The sequence below is a fragment of the Anaerolineales bacterium genome, assembly GCA_037382465.1.
Taxonomy (GTDB): Bacteria; Chloroflexota; Anaerolineae; order Anaerolineales; family E44-bin32; genus WVZH01.
Map to the genome: position 1 here is coordinate 1 of JARRPX010000043.1, position 19,224 is coordinate 19,224.

15 protein-coding genes are annotated in these 19,224 nt (G+C 57.1%); 1 reads left to right on the forward strand and 14 read right to left on the reverse strand.

The window, feature by feature from the left end; all coding sequences use genetic code 11:
* The 11 genes from P8Z34_11465 to P8Z34_11515 all read right to left on the reverse strand — a co-directional run.
* A partial coding sequence (locus tag P8Z34_11465) for a hypothetical protein (protein ID MEJ2551291.1) occupies positions 1–1,288 on the reverse strand: 1,288 nt, incomplete at its 3' end.
* A 244-nt stretch (positions 1,289–1,532) separates the two neighbouring features.
* Positions 1,533–2,351: a hypothetical protein gene (locus P8Z34_11470; protein ID MEJ2551292.1), complete on the reverse strand. Its 819-nt coding sequence runs from the start codon at positions 2,349–2,351 to the stop codon at positions 1,533–1,535.
* A 74-nt stretch (positions 2,352–2,425) separates the two neighbouring features.
* Positions 2,426–3,661: a hypothetical protein gene (locus tag P8Z34_11475; GenBank protein MEJ2551293.1), complete on the reverse strand. Its 1,236-nt coding sequence runs from the start codon at positions 3,659–3,661 to the stop codon at positions 2,426–2,428.
* Positions 3,654–5,774, reverse strand: a complete 2,121-nt coding sequence (locus P8Z34_11480) for a phage tail protein (protein MEJ2551294.1) — start codon at positions 5,772–5,774, stop codon at positions 3,654–3,656. Before P8Z34_11480 ends, P8Z34_11475 begins: the two co-directional genes overlap by 8 nt.
* Positions 5,764–8,124 carry a baseplate J/gp47 family protein gene (locus P8Z34_11485; GenBank protein ID MEJ2551295.1) on the reverse strand — a complete coding sequence of 787 codons (2,361 nt, stop codon included), beginning with the start codon at positions 8,122–8,124 and terminating at the stop codon, positions 5,764–5,766. Before P8Z34_11485 ends, P8Z34_11480 begins: the two co-directional genes overlap by 11 nt.
* Positions 8,125–8,126: 2 nt before the next feature.
* Positions 8,127–11,747, reverse strand: coding sequence for a putative baseplate assembly protein (locus P8Z34_11490; protein ID MEJ2551296.1), 3,621 nt, complete (start codon positions 11,745–11,747; stop codon positions 8,127–8,129).
* Positions 11,740–12,165 carry a GPW/gp25 family protein gene (locus P8Z34_11495; GenBank protein MEJ2551297.1) on the reverse strand — a complete coding sequence of 142 codons (426 nt, stop codon included), beginning with the start codon at positions 12,163–12,165 and terminating at the stop codon, positions 11,740–11,742. The genes P8Z34_11490 and P8Z34_11495 overlap by 8 nt, the downstream gene beginning before the upstream one ends.
* A gap of 3 nt (positions 12,166–12,168) precedes the next feature.
* A complete protein-coding gene (locus tag P8Z34_11500; GenBank protein ID MEJ2551298.1) occupies positions 12,169–12,450 on the reverse strand; it encodes a PAAR domain-containing protein in 282 nt (93 codons plus the stop codon).
* A gap of 17 nt (positions 12,451–12,467) precedes the next feature.
* Positions 12,468–13,121, reverse strand: coding sequence for a phage baseplate assembly protein V (locus tag P8Z34_11505; GenBank protein ID MEJ2551299.1), 654 nt, complete (start codon positions 13,119–13,121; stop codon positions 12,468–12,470).
* A gap of 21 nt (positions 13,122–13,142) precedes the next feature.
* Entirely contained in the window at positions 13,143–14,366 is a 1,224-nt protein-coding gene (locus tag P8Z34_11510) for a hypothetical protein (GenBank protein MEJ2551300.1), read from the reverse strand.
* Complete coding sequence (locus P8Z34_11515; protein MEJ2551301.1) at positions 14,366–15,052, reverse strand: LysM peptidoglycan-binding domain-containing protein; 687 nt, start codon at positions 15,050–15,052, stop codon at positions 14,366–14,368. The genes P8Z34_11510 and P8Z34_11515 overlap by 1 nt, the downstream gene beginning before the upstream one ends.
* A gap of 412 nt (positions 15,053–15,464) precedes the next feature.
* On the opposite strand from P8Z34_11515, the gene P8Z34_11520 reads away from it, so the two are divergent.
* Positions 15,465–15,878, forward strand: a complete 414-nt coding sequence (locus P8Z34_11520) for a hypothetical protein (protein ID MEJ2551302.1) — start codon at positions 15,465–15,467, stop codon at positions 15,876–15,878.
* Here the strand turns inward: P8Z34_11520 and P8Z34_11525 are convergent.
* From P8Z34_11525 to P8Z34_11535, 3 genes are read right to left on the reverse strand one after another with little or no spacing between them, the layout of a single operon-like run.
* Positions 15,875–16,240: a hypothetical protein gene (locus tag P8Z34_11525; protein MEJ2551303.1), complete on the reverse strand. Its 366-nt coding sequence runs from the start codon at positions 16,238–16,240 to the stop codon at positions 15,875–15,877. The genes P8Z34_11520 and P8Z34_11525 overlap by 4 nt on opposite strands.
* 23 nt (positions 16,241–16,263) lie before the next feature.
* The gene (locus tag P8Z34_11530) at positions 16,264–16,707 is read right to left on the reverse strand and encodes a phage tail protein (protein ID MEJ2551304.1); all 444 of its coding nucleotides are present in this window, start codon (positions 16,705–16,707) and stop codon (positions 16,264–16,266) included.
* Between the two features lie 19 nt (positions 16,708–16,726).
* Complete coding sequence (locus P8Z34_11535) at positions 16,727–19,216, reverse strand: phage tail sheath subtilisin-like domain-containing protein (protein ID MEJ2551305.1); 2,490 nt, start codon at positions 19,214–19,216, stop codon at positions 16,727–16,729.
* Positions 19,217–19,224 lie beyond the last annotated feature (8 nt).

Here is a 19,224-nt window from a genome sequence, read left to right on the forward strand (position 1 = left end):
TGGCCTCTTCTCCGGCGATGGCATAGGCGACGCCGGCATCGAGGTCCACGATCTTGAAGGTGTCTCGTTCGTCAATATTCTGATTGATGGCGATCTGGTGTCCATCGGGGGACCAGATCGGCGTGCGGTACCCACTGATGCAGTAATTGACCACCTCGCCGCTGGCCACGTCCAGGACGGCGAGCGCATCGCGCACCGGGAATTCATCGTCTTCGATGGTGAGCCAGAAGGCGACGTGTGTCTCATCGGGTGACCAGACCCAGTCCTTTTCCGCGGCGTCGAAAGTTGTCGTGAGGTAGGAAAGCCGCTGAATGCTGCCGTTCTGGTCTACGCGAATCAATTCGAAGCCTGACACATAAGCGGCGGCATCATCCACGTTGATGAAGGCGTCTTCGGCCGCTCCCGCAGCGGATTGCAGGGGATGGACGGGTTCGGAATCGTCGTTCGGATCGTAGGTGTAGCGCAGCATGGCGCTGGTGACGAAACTCGTGCCGTCCTGGGACCAGGCAGGCGCGCTCGATTGCACGCCGGCGCCCGGGTTACCGTGCTGGTAGACTCGCCCAATTTCCTGCTCGTTTTGTATGTCCCACAGAATGAGTGAATTGTCCGCTTCTTCCTTGGCGGGGTAGACGAGTCGTGTAAGTGGGGAATTCGGCACCAACGGACTGATGGTGTAGCCGCCCCAGGAAAGCTCCTGGAAGAAATTGGTAATTTGCGGCAGATCCGGATTAATCTCCTGGCGTTCCCTCGTCGCGATGTCGAACACGAGGATCGCATCCGGTTCGTACGAAGAATCTCCATAAGGGAGTTTAATAACCAACTGGTTGTCCTTGAGCCATTGGATCACGTCGTACTCATCTCCCCAATCCTTGAGTTCCAACAAGCGGGTTGCACTCGCATCGAGAACGATCAAGGCTTCCATGTGGCGATCGATGGCGGCCAGGCGGGCACGATCGGGCGACAGAACGACGCGCGTGCTGCCCGCATCGGCTTCAATCTTCAGATCGCTTCCCAGATCCCACATGTAGGTCTTATTGCCTTCATCGATGACAACGACGAAGAGGCTCCCACCGAGTTGAAGTGAATCCGGGGAAGCGTCGTTCGTTTGCACACATTTTGTCGTCAGTCGGCTTTCCACCGGTATGGCCGCCTGGTCGGGGGTTTCGGTCGGATTGGGTGTATCTGTAGGAAGCGGGGTCGGGCTTGCTTCGGGGGACGGAGGACTGCAAGCGGCGAGTGCCAATCCGATGGAGATCACGATCAGTAATAATCTGGGGCAACGATTCATTGTACGTTCCTTGTAGTTATGGTTGGACGACGATTGATGAGGTTTTATAAAGCTTGATGACGATTTATTCACCAAGAAGGATCGTCGCGCAGAGACCGATCGGTGTGCTGCCGAGTAGACAAGCGATCGAGATTTCCCTGTGCGGGTAATCCATTGAGAGGTCAGCTCACAATACTATCCTCACCCATCAGTATCCACGTTTGCAGAAAAGCGTATCGAATTCAGTTGTGCAACGACCCTGTAGCTAACCGATTGCCTGATTCGATAACCGATGGGTAGTATCGCTTTGCTCTTCACATGTGTAGTAATCCTCTGCGTGAGATCGCACGTAACGCCGTAACCGCCTTGTTTCAGTCGGATCGATTTTGAACCCGATTCTGACTACATGTGACACCGCCGCCAAGATGACCCAAGGATCGTTCGGACATGCCGGGCAGGTTTTCCCGCAGTAATCCGTCACCGGCTCCGGCATAGGATCGTATGTAGAGGGCAGCTGCGTCAGCAACCCAATCTCATAATGATCGCGGATGCGGCTGTACTCACATTGCAGTTCGTCGCAACCACAAACACCGGTAAGGACGTGTACCGGTTCACTCATGCATTCCGCATGTTTCACGGCGATGTAGTAGAGGGATGAGGCTTGCCCGTCGTCTTGTCCGGCATCGTTACATGGTTCATCAGCGCAATCGTTCGTGATGTAGCCGGCCAAGTCGAGCGTCAGGCTGCGGTCGATAACGATCTCATCCCCGTAGGGCCCCAGGATACAACCCGGTCCGATAATCGCCTCTGCGGCGGTCGTGCTATCACTCATACTCACCAGTGCTCCACAGACGATGCCCCAACCATGAAGCAGCCGATTGTGACGGCGAAGTTTGTTGCGAAAGTATGATTGTTCAAGGGTCAGATCGTCTGCGCTGATCAACTGCCGGGGAAAGAAACGCACTCGCTCCAGGGCGGTCATTCCTACGCAAGTAGATCCTGTCGTCACGTGTACGCCCGTAACGATCTGTACCTGTGCCGATCCTGCATTTTCGTTTGCTTCTATACTGAATACACCAGTCATTTCTCGTTCCTCCTGTATCTTGTATTCGCTGTATCGATATATCCCAGCAATAGGTTTCAACGACCAGCCAATGTTTACTTTGCCGTGAGGTAAAACCAACTTGTGAAATCACTCCCTGGGACACCGTTGCCCGACCCATCCACGGCCAGCGTGGGATCATCCGCGTCCGTCAAAAGGCTGCATTTGACCGTGACCCGCACGAGAAGGTGTTTATTCTGTTCGAGTAGCTTCTCGAGCGACCTTCCCAACGCCTTTTTGGGCTTAAATGTGAGACGGTCATTACGTAACGTTATGCCGTTCCTCCCGGCGGGGGCCAATTGGTGAAGGCGCGTGGCGCCGGAAAGCTCCGTTCCCGATGATCTGGTGATGGGCTCTTCCAGCGTAACGACGAACAATCCTTCGAGGGATTTCGTCTTCGACTTCACCGGGTGATCAAAGGTGAGATCGAGACCATCTAAGAAGTCAGTGATGGCCATATTCTTGCCGTGCGATCCCCAATTCATGGCGCTGACCTGCGTGGTATTGGAGACTACGGCCGAAGCGCCTTCCCCTGATTGCGCCAGACAGAGCAGTAGTTCGAACAACATGGCGTTGCTGAAGACGAGAGGGCGTATTTCGGGGTAGATGTTCGCCTGGGTGTAACTGCTATTCCGTAGATGGATGCGTGCCAGCGGTACGCAAGTTCGAAGATCAGCAGCGACTATCGGGTTTTCATTGCTGATGACTTTAGCCAACGCCTGATTGCTAGCAGCGGTTAATTGACGGTTGGCCTTGAATTCCAGTAAGTTGCGTAAGGGACATGTTGGAGCCGGAATATCCGGTTCTTCTTTACGTACCAGGATGATGTATTGCTCACAGATCGTACTCGGCATACAACCATCTTGCGTGCCGCAATCCTGGACCAACGCTGGAACTGGGTTTTTCGGACACTCGAGATACGCCAGTCCAATCCACACATCCCCATTCTCAACAATCTCTCCTGTTGCTCGGCCATCGTCAGCAGTAATTCGAGTAGGATCGATGGGCTGTGTGACAGCAGGCACTATAATTTCACGACCCAGGGGGTCGATCGCTACACCTGGATGAATTACGACCTTGTTGGGATTGCTCGTGTCTACCTTCACGTCTAAGCCACTCAAGACGCCATATCCCAAGGCCAGTCGATTGAGCAGCCAGCGTTTACGATTGAAGTAATCTTGCTCCATCTCAAAGTGGCACTCCTCCATCAGCTTGCCGAAGAAGTACTTATTCCGAGCTGGTGTTTTTAGAATCCTCAGATTCGTGCCGTTCCCACCAAAGCAATCATTCATGGCATGGTCCTCCTGTTATCCCTGTACGCTGCCCTTCTCGTGAGTCGTAGTCTGGCCAGGCGCCCGACTCGCTGCCAGCCACAGATAGTACCGTCTCCTGGCCCAAAGGTTTTTTCTCGCCCAACGTCCATTCCTCGGTCGGTCTACCGACGATGCCATCAATGCCGATACGGGCTTGAACCCCGATACGGTAGCGCGGCTTGATCTCGCAAATTTGATAATCGGTGTGGGCGGGTTTTTCACGATCTAATACTTCCTTCGTGCGCATCAAGGCACTACATTGGTTCTGTCCGTTTTTATAGATCCAAACGCAGAAGAGGTAGGCAGCATCCTCCGCAAGCAGCTTGTTGGCGCCGCCAACCATTCCTGCAGGCGGCAGGGCGGTGTCAAATCCGAGGCAGGATGAATCGCCCAGCGACCAATTCTTGTACAAGCGTCCAGGTTCCTCGATCCAGACGTCTACGCCAGCGTATAGCTTTATCAAGCTGCGCAGCCCTACTTTCGTGCCACGCATGCCATAACGGCAAAACGAGGTTGCGATCGCACGCCGGGTTTTACTCTCAGACCATGTTTCGTCCAGGTCAAAGGCCGACCAACTTGCCAGCCAGGGCAACCAGTTACGCGATTGCTGGGTGGCGTCTTGATATTGTTGCCAGCCGATTAGCCAGGATGCCCATTCGATCGGGGCGGCAAACGGATCGAACAGCAAAGGCATATCGATGGTTTGCTGCTCGACACTTCCGAGTGTGCTTTCAAACAATGCCAGGATCTGATTCAGTAACTTGCGTCCATCTCCATCTTCTTGGTATAGGGCGGGTAAATAATGCGCATACGTGCTGGTTGGGTAGCTAATCTGCATCTGCGTGATCGTGGGCGATGTCTGGCCATTCCCCTGCAAGCATCCGCCTATCCACAGGTAGCGTGCCGGGGGATTGCGGAAAAGTCCCTCCAGTCGATTGGCGGGCAAACTCTTCCAGCCATCACTCGCAGTGAATGGCGATTCAGGATCGAGCGTAGGGGGATCGTTCCAATTGCTGACGTAGGAGAAGAACTGCACGTTCGTCTCGGTAGGCAGTGGGTAGGCCGAGGTGCGCAGCCGGCGCCACGCTGTATTGATGGTTCCATCACGGCTTTCGAACGGACCGGTCAGGAAAGTTCCCTCGCGCACGAAAGCTTTATTGGCGCACAAGCGGATCGTAGAGGCATTGCTACCCGGATATAGCAGCAAACTGCCGTCGCAAAGCAAACCCAGCGCAGCTACGGGTCCTTTATAGCCCGACGCCGGCCCAACGAGATTGCCCTGTAAATCGAACTGCAGAAGTTCGCCATCCTTGGCGTTGTTTCCAATGAAGAGCGCAGAGCCGATAGCGACGATTCCCACCGGCTGGATGTTGGCAGGCAGGATCCAGCGGCTTCGTAGATTGCCTGTGAGGTCCAGGATCAGAACTTCATGCAAGCCGATGTCCAGCAAACAGAGATGTTCTATATCGTCGAGTTCGGTGATTGTGATGTTAGATGGTTGGCTGAGTGCTATTTGTGTGCCGGCATTAACCCCGAATGCAGTCAGCTCGTTACCGTCGTTGTGGAATTTGCGCAGTCGTGGGCCGCCTCGTTCAATGACATACACGTCACCCGAATGATCGATTGCGAGGTCCCAGGGTTCATCGAATGCGGGAGGCTGCCCCCAGTCTGCCCGAACATCGCCAGTACGCAAATCGACGACCTGGATGCGGTCATTGCCACTGTCGGCTACGTAAAGCAGCCCGTCCCGGCTCATACGCAGGCCGCGAGGGGACTGCAATTGGCCTACGCCAACACCCCGTCCCGTGAAGCAGGCTAGTGGCTGGCTAATTCCCGAGCAGGTGTTCAATCTGAAAACGCGGTGCGTTTCTGGATCGCTGAAGTAAATGAAGTCTACGCCGTCGCCGGTTACGCCCGCGGGCTCTGCTGCCTGCGTAATTGGAGCTCCGACTTGACCGAATACCTCGACCACCTTTGCGAGACGCGCAAGCGTAATGTTTCCGCAGGAGTCGACCGTCAGGCCGTGCCACTTAAAATTCTGCCATCCCTCGGCCAGGTTGAGGTAGCGGTAATCCGACTGGTCAGCATTCATATCCAACCACCTCGATATCGTGCTTGCCGGGCGTCACCAGATACAAAGGACCGACACTCAGGTTCCCGCTTACAGTTCCGCCAGGATTGCTGAACAACGTCAGGCGGACTACGTAATCCACTCCCGGTACGTCGTCGATCACTTGTAGGATCTCGGAGCGGTAGACATCACGCCCAAATGGCCAACCTTCTCCATTCGGTCCACCTTCAAGCGGATCCATAAATTGGTCCAACGCGGCGATGATTGCCGTCCGCAGTTTATTGCGATCGACGCCCTCGCAGGGTTGGACCTCCGCCCGCACGCGAACTTCGACGTATCTGGGACCGACGACCTTAATCTGAGTCGTAACCAGGCGGCGCCATTCCAAGTAACAGTACACCGCTCGTCGCAATCCACGACTGGGCCGTGGTCGTGTATCCGGCAATTCCGGTACGATGGCCACGCTTACCACGCCTGGAGCTTCACGCTGCGGATAGTCCGGGTGGAAGTTGCTCAAAGCATACGCTCGCTTTACTCTGGTGCCGGGTACGCTCAAGGCCAGCCGCTCGAAGTCCAATTCGTTCACGGCGCGAGTCGGAGGAGCGACGGCCAGCACAGCGGGGTCGGGGATCTGATCGAGCGTCTTACAGCCATATTGTTCACAGAGAGTCTGCAACCGTTCGTGTGCCCAGAGGATTTCGACGGCTCGTCCGATAGCCTGGTACGTCGTTTCGGCCGCTGCACCGCTTGTCGCCGGGCCGAGTAAGCTGGCGATGCGCGTTAGCTGCGATAGTGTAGTCGGCGGTAACATTGCCAGGACTGGAGGGTTGAGTGGCGTGTCAGCCAGCTCCAATATCGTATTTTTGGGTAAATTTCCCTGGGTGGTTTGCGTGATTTGATATATGGCTAGTACAGGCGAACCGGATTTAGGGGTACAGCCACGTTGACCATCACCGAAAACGATTTCCCCATTCGTTGGATCGAGTGTGTAATGTAGATCTGTTCGCTGGGAACTATCGAAATCAGTGCACCGTTCCCACGCTTGCCATTGCAGGTTGCCGGATGCCTCCGCCAATGTGAAGAGTTGTGTGCTGCCGGCTACGATTGGCGTTAGGTTCAGCTTTTGCCATGTTTCACCTGTACCCTCGTCTAAATGGACCAGTTCCAATGCAATCGCACCCGGATCAGTAACTGTCGGGCCACCATAGCTGAGAACGCGCACATGCGGCCAGGTTTGTGCGTTGGGATTGAAGGTCAGCTCTGTAATCGTCCCCGTTGCGTCCAGGGTAAACGTCAGGCGGGTGACATCTCCGGATGTCGGAAGCGGGCCGTTCACCACTGATCCGGCGGCGATGGGAAAACGCTGCCAGGCCGGAGTCGCCTGTTCCACCTCTACACTGTTCAGGCCGACCTCGGCGATACGTGGTGCGTAGTCGTAGGCGCCGTGGGCCAAACGGCATCGCAGATAGTACAACTCTTTTTCCGCCTCGCCGAGGGCAACGGCTTTCATCGCCGACGGCAGCACGAATCGCAGCGTGCCGTCGAGAGTAAGCGTGCGTGTGTCATCCATTACTTGCCCTGATTCCGGGACGAGGGCTTGCCAAGAGCCGCCACCGTCTGCGGCGAAGAACTCCCACGTCAATCTCACCGAGTGGTGAGGTGGAAGCGGCGTTCCATCCACGTTTCCCCGAGTCCTTCCCCAGAGATCGCAGGGGGTTCCCGGCCTGAGTTGGCGATAAGCCCATTCTTGAGCGACTACCTCCTCGAGGATGCGAAGGCGTTCTTCGAGGTCGGTTTTATCAACGGCGAAGCGAAATCCGAGCGATATGGATTTTCCGTGCGGAAGGTTTTCGTCGAAACCCAGGTAAAAGGCTGCGCCTGTCCTTGGATTTGATCCGAAGGGTGCAATGGGCGATCCGGCTCGTAAAATACGCCAGCGATCGCGTATCCCTGTATCGGATTCAACTTGGAACGCGGCGAGTTTACTGGTGACGACCGTCAGGTCGCGTCGTAGATAAAAAGGTACAGTTCCCTTTGTCCCCTGGTTTGCCTCGAACACCGTTCCGGCCGGCAGCGTGAATGGCGCTGTACCGCTGTCGGGTTCAAACTTCAGTAGTGCTTGTGCTGGATGGGGAGGTCTGGGAATTACGCCGATCAGCGACAGGAATTTGCGCAGGTGTCGCTCGGGTACCTGGCTGAGTCGGTAAATGCTCATTTCGGCCAGCCAGGCAAACAACTCCATTAGCGTTATGCCCGGATCGTGAACGTTGTGATCGGTCCAGGATGGCGCGAAGCGTGGAATGAGAGATCGGCTCTCCTCCACCAAATCGGCCCAGCGGCGATCGTCAAGGTTGGGTAGTGGAAGTGGCATGATTACCTCTCGCTCGACTCGGGTGCGGACAATCGAATGTGGATCGTTCCGGCAGCGACCAGACGATTCGTTGGGACGGGCACGTGTTCTCCCTGGTTGGTTCCCCCGATCGAAAAACTCAGCTCTTTGACGTAATCCACGCCTTCCAGCGCTTCCAACATCGCCGCCAGATCGGAGAGATACACGTCGCGTCCAAATGGCCAACCTGTACCGTCGGGTCCACCGCTGAGCGGGTGCAGGAAGGCCTTCAAAGTTGCGCGCACGCGTTGCTCCACGATGCCGGCTTCTTGTATGTCGCAGGGTGCCACGGTTGTGGTCACCCCGACAAGCAGATAGGTTGGATCGGCGACATGGATGCCGGCGATGCCCGCCGGAGCACGGGCGGCAAGATATCGCTTCACTCGCCGTTTGAGTTCGGCCGAAGGTTGGGGCTGTGCGGCTTTGCTGCGGGGGACGATGATCACGCTGACCCAGCCGCGGGCGTAATTGCCGCTGGCATCAGTCGTCGGTAATGCCCGGGCAAGTGCCACGCCGGGCGAAGCTTCCTTCGCCAGCGATTCATAATCCAATGCCGATACCGCCCGCCAGCGGTGCCGTACCGCTTCCGGCCCGCGGTATCGTACGGCGGCGAGCGTTTCACCATCCGCACCGCCCTCAGCTGCACGGGGGTTGAAAACGCTTTGCGCCGGGAAAGCCAGGCCAAGCAGCTGTTTGATCGCCCGCGTTTTTACGTTACCGGTTTTTCCACCACCGGCTTGATAACGGCGGGCCAAGATGTTGTTGGCGCCTGCAGGCGGGATCTTGCCCAGGTTTCCATCCCCGAAGATTAAACGTCCGCGTGCTTGTTCGATCATGCAGTGGCGGTCGTCGGAACCGGAGAAGTACAGGTGAGGACGTACTTGCCAGCTAACCCAAACTTCATTGACTCGATCCGTGCGCTTGTCTTTCACGGTACGTACATCGTCTTCGGTTAGTCCTTGTTTTTCGAGTTCTTCGATCAGGAGGGGCAGTTCAACGTGGGCTCGTGCGCCCGACAATTCCCGTACTTCGATCTGTGCTCCCGCTAGAACCGGTGCCTGTTTGAAGAAAAATACCTGATCGGCCTGCTCGTTGCTCGACCCCATCACTTCATCGGTGAACGTCTGCCGTTCTGTGGCCCAAACAGCGTTGAGGTACAGGCCGGAGAACTTGGCGAACGGTGGTTCACCATCTTCCTTGAGGCGGGCACGCACCCAGGTGCGGGGTGTACCGAAACGAGGTAGATCGGATAACTGAATCTGCCCGCCTGAATAGGTATTCCCCAATGGTACGGCGAGCTGGATCGTGCTGCCTTTTACCGAGTCGACGATGGCCATTTCACCCGTTTTGTTCTGCTTGAGATAGACCCGATCTCCCGCCTCAAAGCGGGCGGCTTCCAACGCCTCCGTGACGACCACCTGGGCGCCGCTGGCTTTGCTGATGGTCGCCTCGCGGGGCGTAACGGCTGAGGTCTCGGCGATGAACGATACCATGCCGGGACGAGTGAGGTCCGCCGTTTCGTCGGTGACGGTCAACTCCTGCCAGGCCAATCCGTCCCACATCTCCCAGGTCAGTAAAGGAGTGGCTGTTTCGCCCTTTTCGTCGGCGATGTCGCAATAGAGACCGATCACGTCCACCGGGAGGGGCTTATCGAATCCCAGGTAGAGCGCCGGTGTGCGGTCGGAGATCGGCCGGAAAGGGGTGAAGCTGCTCCCACCGAGTGGAGTCTTGCTGTGTTCCACGTACTGGAAGTCGTTGTAACACAAGCAATACTGTGGCGGACTTTTCGTGATTGGGGTGTAGCTGTAGCCCAAGGAGAAGGACTCGAGCATCGGGGGGCGCGCTTCGAGGATTGGCAAAGCGTTGGTGCGCTTCTCTTGCTGGTCGTACCAGCTGACGATGCGCAAACGATCGTAGCTGCCCTTCGCCAGGCGTACACGCATCCAGCGCGTGGTGACCCCGTCAACCTCCTTGGCGACCCAGTCACTGGGAACCGTGAAGCTGATTTTGTTGTTGCTGTCAGTATCAGCCTTGAAGTTGATCGCCGCCTTGTCCCCCTTTGCCGGTCCGAGCAGGGCCTCCCATTGACTGCCGTTCCAGTATTCCCATGCCAGTTGTGGTCCGGTCACCTCGAAGGTCTTGCCCGAAGTGCTTAAGACGGCGGTCGTCGGCCCCAGTTTGGAGAGTGCGGTTAAAATCTTATTGGCACTATCCACCTCGTCCTTGATGTCCTGAATGTCGAATGAGGGTAGTAACACGGCAACAGGTGTGTTCGCCAGATTCCAAACGATCGCGATGGCATCTTGGACGTTTTTTACAGCCTCTTGTACTTTCTTGATCCGATCAATCAGACTATCCGTCGAAGTCTGACTCACTAGTTTCTTCCTGGCGTCGTCTAATTCTTTGTTTCTAGATTTGAGTAATATTGCGGCGTTCGGATTAAGGGCGTTGTATAGTTGTTGCCCTGCATCGTAGGCTACCTTGGCGGCTTTATCAGCGGCGTCCTGCAAGTATTTACGCGCTGCATCGACGCTGGCCTCGAACTGCTTGCTCTTGGCGTCGGCCTCCGTCTCCGGGAGTTCGGCTTTGGTAAAAGATATGCTTACCTGAGCGCCAGGTTTTGAGAAAGCCTCCTCGCAGGAGAAATAGAAGACGGCGCCGGGGCGGGGAGCCTGGCCCAGTGGCAGGAAGGCTTTGGTCAGATCCAATGAAGTGCCCTCGGACATCGCTTGATCGGCCTCGAGACTCTTTTGGTCGATTTTCGAAAGCAGCTCGATCTTCTCCAACTGCGGTAAGGTCGCGTTCGTTGCGGGTGTTAGTGGCTTGCTGAGTCGGCCGCGTACCCAATAGGCGTTGACACCGTTAACCTTGGTTTTGGCGGATTTGTCCCCGGTATTTTTCTTGAGGGATACCTTGGTGACGTCCCCCGTGGTAGTGGAGGCTGTGACTGTGAGCGGCAGCCAGGATTTACCGTTCCAGTACTCCCAGACGACTTCAGGCCACTTGCCGGATTGACCAGAAGCCAGTTGGAGATCGATTTTGAGTGTTGCGGTACCTGCCAGGGCGCACAGCGTGTCGTGCGCCAGATATAAAATGTGGGGGACGGATTTCAACGAGGTAAATAAGGTGAAATCCCGTTCACCGGCGACGTCCGAACTATGGACGGCGTAGCTGTCTTTTGCCGGCCACAAGCTTATGACGTCGGTCAGTTTGGCGCCGGTCAGGCCAATAGCGCTTTCCGTCTCGAAGATCACGGGAGAGGCGGCGGCCGTTCCTGCGCTTGCGCCCAACCGCGTGCCGGCCGGCGCACGGCCGTCCTGGCTGTCGGTCGGAACCTCGAAAACGATGGGTGCGCGAGCGCCTTGCGCCGGGATCAGGCTGATCCCCAGCATATCGAGGAAGGCCAGCAGATTCTTGTCGGGCGCTTTGTTGAGACGCTGGATCACCGCCTGAATCATACGCGCGGTTGTGTGGATCAAAGCCCAGGGCGCACTTCCCTCTTGTACTTGCCACTCGGGAACGTAGGCGGGCAAATGTGAGAGCAGCTCTCGACTGAGGGACTCTGCATCGCGAGGATCGAGTTTGGGTGTAATCTGCTTACGCATTCTGCTGCCCTTCCGCCAGATAAAATGGATAGACCAGGTTGTAGAACGTGTTGGTGGTACGTACCCGATACTCGATGTTCACCAGCAGCTTGCCGTGTTCCTGTGTATCCGGCTTCACGCTTACACTCTGCAGATCGATGCGCGGTTCCCAGGTGATCAGTGCGGTTTCGACACGCTGTTCGATCAACGCCAGTGTCGTCGTGTTGATGGGCTCGAAGATGAAATCTTTCAGTCCGGCGCCGAAATCGGGCCGCATCACACGCTCTCCCGGGGACGTGCCCAGGACGATGCGGATTGCCTGGCGGATGTCGTCTTCGTAGGCCACCATGTTGATCGACCCGTCGCCGACCAACTTGAGGGGGAAGTTCCAGCCGATGCCGAGGAACTCCTTCTTCTGTCCATCCGTTGTTGGTGCCACGACTTAACCTCCAATCAACACATTGGACGATCCGCTGACGATCGCAGCGCCACAACCCGTCATGTCGCCCATGCGCGCAGCCGGTCTGCCGCCGATCATCACCGTTTTGCTCCCCGTGACGATCGGATTCGGTGGATGCGGCCCGGCGTTCGGCGGCATGGCGCAGATGTGGATATCGCCGACAACAGCGGCCGGCAAACTGTTGATGATGACGCTGGATACGCCCGGACCGGCGATGACGCCGGGATGATTGGTCGATTCCGCAATTCTGGCTGCTGGTGGCATTGATGTTTTTCCTCCGGTCAGTTGATTTTTACGGTGCCGGCTTTCACGGAACAGAGCTGACCGCCTTGAACTTGCACGCTGCTGCTGCCTTTGATGCTGATGTTTTTTCCCTCGATGGTGACGTCGGAAGCCTTGAGCGAGATTGAATTCTCGGCCTCGACGGAGATTTTATTGCCCTTGTCGTCGAGCGTTACCTTGGCGCCGCCTCCAGATGTCTCAAGTTCGATGCCTGAGGGATCGATGGTCACCTTGTGCCCGCCGCAGCTGGTAATCGTGATCGATTCGAGGGCATCATCGAGTTCTATTTCGTGTCCCTGCGGCGTGCGTACGATACGTTTGTTGACGGGATCCTGCAGGCCTGTCGCCGGCGGGGAATCCAAGCCATTCCACAGACTGCCCACGATGTACGCTTCTCGGATGTCGCCACGGTTGAACACCACGAGTACTTCGTCCTTTTCCTGGGGGATAAAGTAGGTGCCACGACCAGCTCCCGCCATTGGCACGGCGATGCGCGCCCAGGGTTCGAATTCCGGAACCGTGGGCAGATGTACCTGCACTCGTCCCTGGCCGGTGATGTCCTTGTTGCTGATTACCCAACCTACGCAGATATCGTAAGCGTGTTGCTTCACGCGCCCGTTGAATTGTGCTGAAGTGTTGATCAACCCGTTCAATGGATCGCTTCCTTCCGTAGTCTATGCAAGTGATTGTTCCTGCACGCGAACTGGAATCGCGCCTTGTGTGGGAAGTGGAATCGAGCCAAACCAGATCTCCTTGCGTACTTCGAAACTCGTGCGATATCCGCCGCCGTCGATCGTATGCGTGACGGAGGTCACCCGGTACAGACCACCGAATTCTTCTCCCAATCCTTCCAGGCGCAGAACGGATCCGACTCGAATGCGGGGATTGCCTATTGTGCTTCCCGAACCGGTGAGGCGCTGGTTGAGTTTGGGGATCAATCTGCCAAGGATCACACGCGGGGCAGAAGTGAGAGTTGCTGGTTCGTCGACGAGAGTGACCGTCGCCTCACTAGTGCTTACACCGGTGGAGACGCCGTAACCAGGTGAGATGGACAGATTCAGCGATTGGCGGTCCCAATCCCAGGAGGCGGTGATGGTGAATTCCATCTTGACGTCCGGTTGCCACAAACGCACACTGACCCCCGCGATCTGGCCGACGTTGCTGATGCGTGGAGTGAAGTCGATCAACGATCGCCCGTATTTCAATGTCACGTCTGCCGACAAGTGATCCAGGGGTGACATGAATTGCAGTTGATATCCGCCAAGCGCTCCGCTGTGGTCGACGAACATCTCCCAGCCCATATCACCAGAGATACGTTTGAGAAAATCAAAATCGCTTTCGCCGATTTGTTTCCGTATCAATCTTTGGGCTTGCTCGGGTTCTTTAACCGCGGCGATGGTATCGATGCCTCCGATCAACGCGGCCAGCGCCGCGCCGACAGGATCCACGATCGGTATCAAGCTGTTCTCCACCGCTACCATGTCGATCACGCCCGGGTAGTCGGGTATGGGGAAGTTCCCAAACGTCGGGACCGGGATGGCGAACCAGCGCACCCTGGCGCCTTTCTGCAGCCGGTGGAGACGGTCCTGTGCGGCGATGGTGAGAGTCGGCATACCGCCGCTGGGGAAGCTGGCGTCTTGACTCACGATCTCGCCGACGAAAATCTTTACCAGCGGATCGGGGGCATAGCCCATGTGGAGTTCCAGTTTGTTATCCAAAGCCAGCAGTTCGTGATCCAGCCAACGTAAATTCTCGTTGGCCAGGGAGAGTTCCACCCGGTCGGCACCCTCCAGGCCGCCCTGGTAGCTGATTGCTGTTATGGATGCGCGTAACAAGGCCGGAATCGTCTCGCCGCCGATTTTGAGTTGGAATTCGGGGGCAAAACGCGGATTGGCCATCAACTGTGGACCTCACCAGTTTGGGGATCGCGGAATGGCAGCTGCGGCAGGGTCAGGCGCGTCCCCACCGGGATGTTGCGCGGATTGAGGATTCCGTTAAACAAGGCGATGGGTCGCCAGAGTGAGGCGTCTCCATAGGCGCGGGCGGCGATTTCACTCAGCGTTTCGTTCTGCGAGACGACGTAGGTCTTGGAGAAATCACCCGTTTCGCGCTTGACTTCCTTTGCTTCCAATTCTGTGTTGCGAAACTCGTTGAAAGTGACCTGCAAGCGGGCGCGCACCGGGATGCCGTCCTCTTTGAACATGGTGAAACGCTGATTGGCACGGGCGAGGACGCAAGTGAAGGAGAGCGAGCCCCAGGTGAAGACCAGTACCGGCGGCGCATGGGTGCTCGGGTCGATGTCCATCAGGTCGGTGATTTTGCGGGTCAATTCCCGCACATCCTGTCCGGATTGGTTCAAGGTCATGCTGCCCTGCTTGTGTTGCTCGTAGGTGTCGAGGAACAGCTCCATTTCCAGCGTTTGCATTTGGCCGTGCACGAATTGCAGGATGGGAGCACTTAAGCCAGGCACGTCTGCCTGGGCGTAATTGACGTCCTTGTTGACGGTGTACTCCTCGGGGTTGAACATCACCGAGATACGCTCGCGTGTGACGGTGTTGGCGATCACGGCTTTCTCCAATGCCATAGTCAAGACCTCCCCATTCGTTCACGCTGGGCAACAATCCGCCGGTCGATGGTACGAATCACTTCATTCGCCAGATGGTTGACGTCAATGGGTTTACGAGGTGCGGAACGGAAATGATCACAGGTAGAAGGCTCTTTTCGCTGTAACGGACTGCCCTTTGTCGTTGAACCAGCGGGTGTTGTGCTCTCAACGGCGTCGGTATGCACTGGACGGCGAAGCACGCGGGGTAAAGGCGGATATGAGCGCTCGATCTGTGGTCTGGCGGAATCCCAATCACCGTTGGCTCGAGGCGGTACGAAGCCATCTTTTGTGGGCGTAACGGATGCCGTTCGAGTTTCGATGCGCTCGTGATGGATGACCGTCAGATTCGCAACCTTGTGCGGCTGAATTGTTATGCATGGGGAAAGCGTCAGTGCCAAGCGTGATTTCAGGATTACCGGCGATTGATGGTGGATGGATTGTATGCGCAACGTGCTGGATTGTCGTGCAAATATCAAGCCCACACGCGACCATCGACCAGGCATTTCTTGATAACGGCACGAGATTGATCGGAAGAATTCCAGCCCCCGATTGTATTGAAGATGTCTGCGTGGAAGACTGGCGAATCCGTCCGTTGCCGGTGAATCGCAGCGGTTTATTTTCGATTTTTTTGGTGATTGCACGTGTGACTTCATTCCCCATTCATCCGTCGATTGATATTCGAAATCTGTTCTACCCAGCGCCGGCGATCGCCGTGTTCCAGGTGCATGACATCGTCGTGCGGCCAATGGAAGTGGTAGGCGATAAAGGCTACCTCCTCGGAAAGTTGATCAAGGGGGTAGCCTAAGACCCCCCCAATGTTGACCGCTCCAATTCGAACGCGTGCTGGCACTGCGGACAGACCACCGGTAGATGGCCGTTGTCCAACTGGTTGATCTCGTTATAGAGGTCCTGCAGATAGGCAAGATCGGTTGCATACAGGTTCTCGATAACCTTGGGGTTGATGGACGACACACCTTCCAGATCGGTGATGACCCTGGAGAGCAGGATGATCACCAGGTAAGCTGGATTCTTGACCACGCGAGGATCTTTGAGCGGCAGGATCTCGTCCGCTGCCGTTGCCCGTCGCATAATGCCCTGGCGGTGCATGCTGCCCTCTTCATCCAGGTAACCGCAGGGCAGGCTGAACTCGAATTCGGTTTGGAACATCTTTTCCTCCACACTCGTTTGTGCTAGCTGCTGACGCGCTCGACTCCCTCATGCGCCAGTTCCAGGGTCTCGATGGCCACATCGGTGCCTTCGGCGTTGAAATCCGGGCCGTCGTATTTGGCCGGCCAGGCGTTGTAGAAATTCCAACGCACTTTCTCGTTGCCCTGTCGGTCCAGCAGGACGATCGAGCCGTTCACGCGCTTGGCCGAGGAATCGCCGTCGACCCATTGTTTGTGCCAGTCGTACAGTTCGGCATCGTCTGTGATTCCCCATTTGAGGGTGATGTTGGAGTATTTCACGGGCCCCGGAAGTTTGCGGAACGCCGCGTCTCCTCCTTCACGATGATCGATGACCTCGATGGAAGAGTCGAAACCGCTGCACTCCTGAAAATATGCCCGATTGATGCCATCGATTTCGACGGCGAAATTGAAATTGCCGTACGGATCTATCCGTTTTGCTGTTGCCATGATTCAGCTCCTTTTACGCTCACGACTCGCTGATCTCGGCGCCGCCGTCCCATAGGCCGATGCGCACGATGATGAACTCGGCCGGATAGGAAGGCCGCACGCCGATCTCGATATACAAGCGTCCCAATTTACGCGTGCTGTCCGGGTTCAACGCTTCATCGATGCGCACGTAGAAGGCCTTGTCGGCGCTCTCGCCAAACAGAGCCCCGCTGCGCCAGACTCGAGTGAGGAATTCCGAGATGGTGCGCTTGAGTTTGCCCCACAGTTCCAGGTTGTTGGGTTCGAACACCGCCCAGCGGATGCCCTCCTGGATCGACTCCTCGAGGTAGAGCATCAGCCGCCGGATGGGGACGTAAAGCCAGTCGGTGATGGTGGGATCGACGGTGGTGCGCGCGCCCCACACGGTCACCTGGCCGGAACCGGGGAAGATGCGCAGGACGTTGACGCCGGCCAGGTTGAGCGGTCCTTGCTGCCGGTCGCTGAGCAGGCGCTCCAGGCCCAGGACCCCGCGCACATCGGTGTTGGCCGGGGCCTTGTGTACTCCGCGCTCATCGTCGGTGCGGGCGTAGACGCCGGCCATGTGGCCCGAAGGAGGCACGTACATGGTACGCGCCTGCGCCCGGGTGCTGGTCGGATCGCGCACCTCCAGCCAGGGATAATACAGGGCGGCAAATCCGCGGGTCGACTGCACCTCCTGGCGCTGATCGCGTACGCTGTTCGTGCCGGAGGGCGGCATGTCTTTCTCCGAGTCCAGGATGGCAAATCGCTCCAGCATGGTCAGACAGTGGGTGATCATCGCTTTCTGGATCGTCTTGCGCTCGGGGTGGGCGGCGGCATCGGGGATGCAGATCAGGTTGACGTCGTCCACGTCGCGCAGCGCTTTCAAGCCGTCCTGGTATTCTACGGATGTGAGCCCGGAGGGTTGATCGTCCGCGCCACCGGCGAGATTGGTTGGGCCCGAGGGGCTGATCAAATACGCTTTGTATCCGCTTGCGCTGGGCGCCGTCGTCGGTTTTTTCAGCGCGACCAGCTTGGATTCGATCAAATCGGTGTTGAAGACGTAGCGCGGATGGTAGGGATTGAGCGACAGGTTCTCGAAGCGTTCCTCAGTGAGCGTGCTCGTGGTGGAGGTCGGCGGTGTGACGATCAGGCGGAACTCCTGGGGAATGAGGATCGGCGCGTCGACGGTCGCTTTTAGATTGAAGGTCTTGGCAATTTTAGGCGTCGACTCGAGCGTGACGAAACCGGCGCCATCCACGTTTTGGACGATGAGATATGCTTCGATCGTGTTGCCCGTGTTGTTGGCGTCATCGCCCTGCAGCAGCACGACCGTGCCAGGGTACAGGCCGGTGGCGTCCTCGACGCGGAATGTCGTCTGTCCGGGGATGATGTCGGCGATGCGGATGCCGTCGTTGGCCGCCGGCGCCACGGCCAGCTTTCGATCCAGGGTGAAGACGTAATTCGCCCCGGAGCTTTGCATGGAGCTGATCGTGGCCAGTTTGTTGTTGTGATCGATGACGTCGCCGGGCCGGAACTTGGCTGCGTCAGCGGCGCTGACGGTGATGGTGGTGTACTCCGTCCCGGAGGTACTGGTCGTCGTACTGCCTGCGATCACGGTGGCTTTCCCGGTGGACAAGACGCGGATGGATGTCAACGATAAAGCGGTCGCCGCGGCGGGGAGCATGTTGTACTTTTTTGTAGGCGCATTTTTCAAGGTCACAAGGTTGGTTGTGGGATCCACGCTCTTGATTGTGACTCGCTCGCTGATTGCCGTGCCTGGATTGTCGGCATCATCGCCGGAGAGAAGTGCAATGTCATCGCTGTTAAGACCTTCGGTGCTGTTCGTGCGCAAGGTTATCGTGGGCGTTAACACATCGGCAATTCGTAGTGTGTCGCCACTGGCTAATCCTGCGATTGCGGCCTTGAGCGTCAACTTGCTGCCTTGAATTTTCTCGATCTCTTTTCCCGGATCCCCCGTTGCTTTGGCGACGAAATCGCCTACCCGGAATTGGCTGGGTTTGTCCACCGTGACGATTTTTCCCGCACCCGTTGGAGCTGCTGTGAGCACCGCACTGCCCGTCGCAATTTCCTGCACTACGTACTGCTCGCTTTCGACCGTGATCTCGTCGCCGTCCTTGCCGTCCTGCAGCGCCTGGACGGTGAAAGCGACTTCGTTGGCGTCGTTCTTCACGCTCAGGTTGGACTGAACGGCGGTGCCCACGCGCACGATGTAACACTCCTGGCCGCCGTTGGTGAAGAAACCCTCCACACCGAAAGCCATGTAGTAGGGCTTCTTGTCGACGAAGAGGTAGGGCCAGGCGCGTCCGGCGCGCGTGCCGCCGAAGTACTGGATGAATTCGTCGAAGCTGGTGATCAGACAGGGTTCGTTCAGCGGGCCGCGCAGGGCGGGCCCGATGAAAGCGGGTGTGCTGGTGCCCACACCGGCGATCACGCCGGGGCCGGTCACCTCCTCGATGTACACACCGGGTGTTGCGTATTTGGTAGCCATGCGTACCT

Excerpts from the sequence above, each read along its gene's own strand:
- P8Z34_11480 (MEJ2551294.1), bottom strand. The coding sequence starts at position 5,774 with ATGAATGCTGACCAGTCGGATTACCGCTACCTCAACCTGGCCGAGGGA.
- P8Z34_11530 (MEJ2551304.1), bottom strand. The coding sequence starts at position 16,707 with ATGGCAACAGCAAAACGGATAGATCCGTACGGCAATTTCAATTTCGCC.
- P8Z34_11490 (MEJ2551296.1), bottom strand. The coding sequence starts at position 11,747 with ATGCGTAAGCAGATTACACCCAAACTCGATCCTCGCGATGCAGAGTCC.
- P8Z34_11500 (MEJ2551298.1), bottom strand. The coding sequence starts at position 12,450 with ATGCCACCAGCAGCCAGAATTGCGGAATCGACCAATCATCCCGGCGTC.
- P8Z34_11525 (MEJ2551303.1), bottom strand. The coding sequence starts at position 16,240 with ATGTTCCAAACCGAATTCGAGTTCAGCCTGCCCTGCGGTTACCTGGAT.
- P8Z34_11485 (MEJ2551295.1), bottom strand. The coding sequence starts at position 8,124 with ATGCCACTTCCACTACCCAACCTTGACGATCGCCGCTGGGCCGATTTG.
- P8Z34_11535 (MEJ2551305.1), bottom strand. The coding sequence starts at position 19,216 with ATGGCTACCAAATACGCAACACCCGGTGTGTACATCGAGGAGGTGACC.
- P8Z34_11475 (MEJ2551293.1), bottom strand. The coding sequence starts at position 3,661 with ATGAATGATTGCTTTGGTGGGAACGGCACGAATCTGAGGATTCTAAAA.
- P8Z34_11470 (MEJ2551292.1), bottom strand. The coding sequence starts at position 2,351 with ATGACTGGTGTATTCAGTATAGAAGCAAACGAAAATGCAGGATCGGCA.
- P8Z34_11510 (MEJ2551300.1), bottom strand. The coding sequence starts at position 14,366 with ATGGCCAATCCGCGTTTTGCCCCCGAATTCCAACTCAAAATCGGCGGC.
- P8Z34_11515 (MEJ2551301.1), bottom strand. The coding sequence starts at position 15,052 with ATGGCATTGGAGAAAGCCGTGATCGCCAACACCGTCACACGCGAGCGT.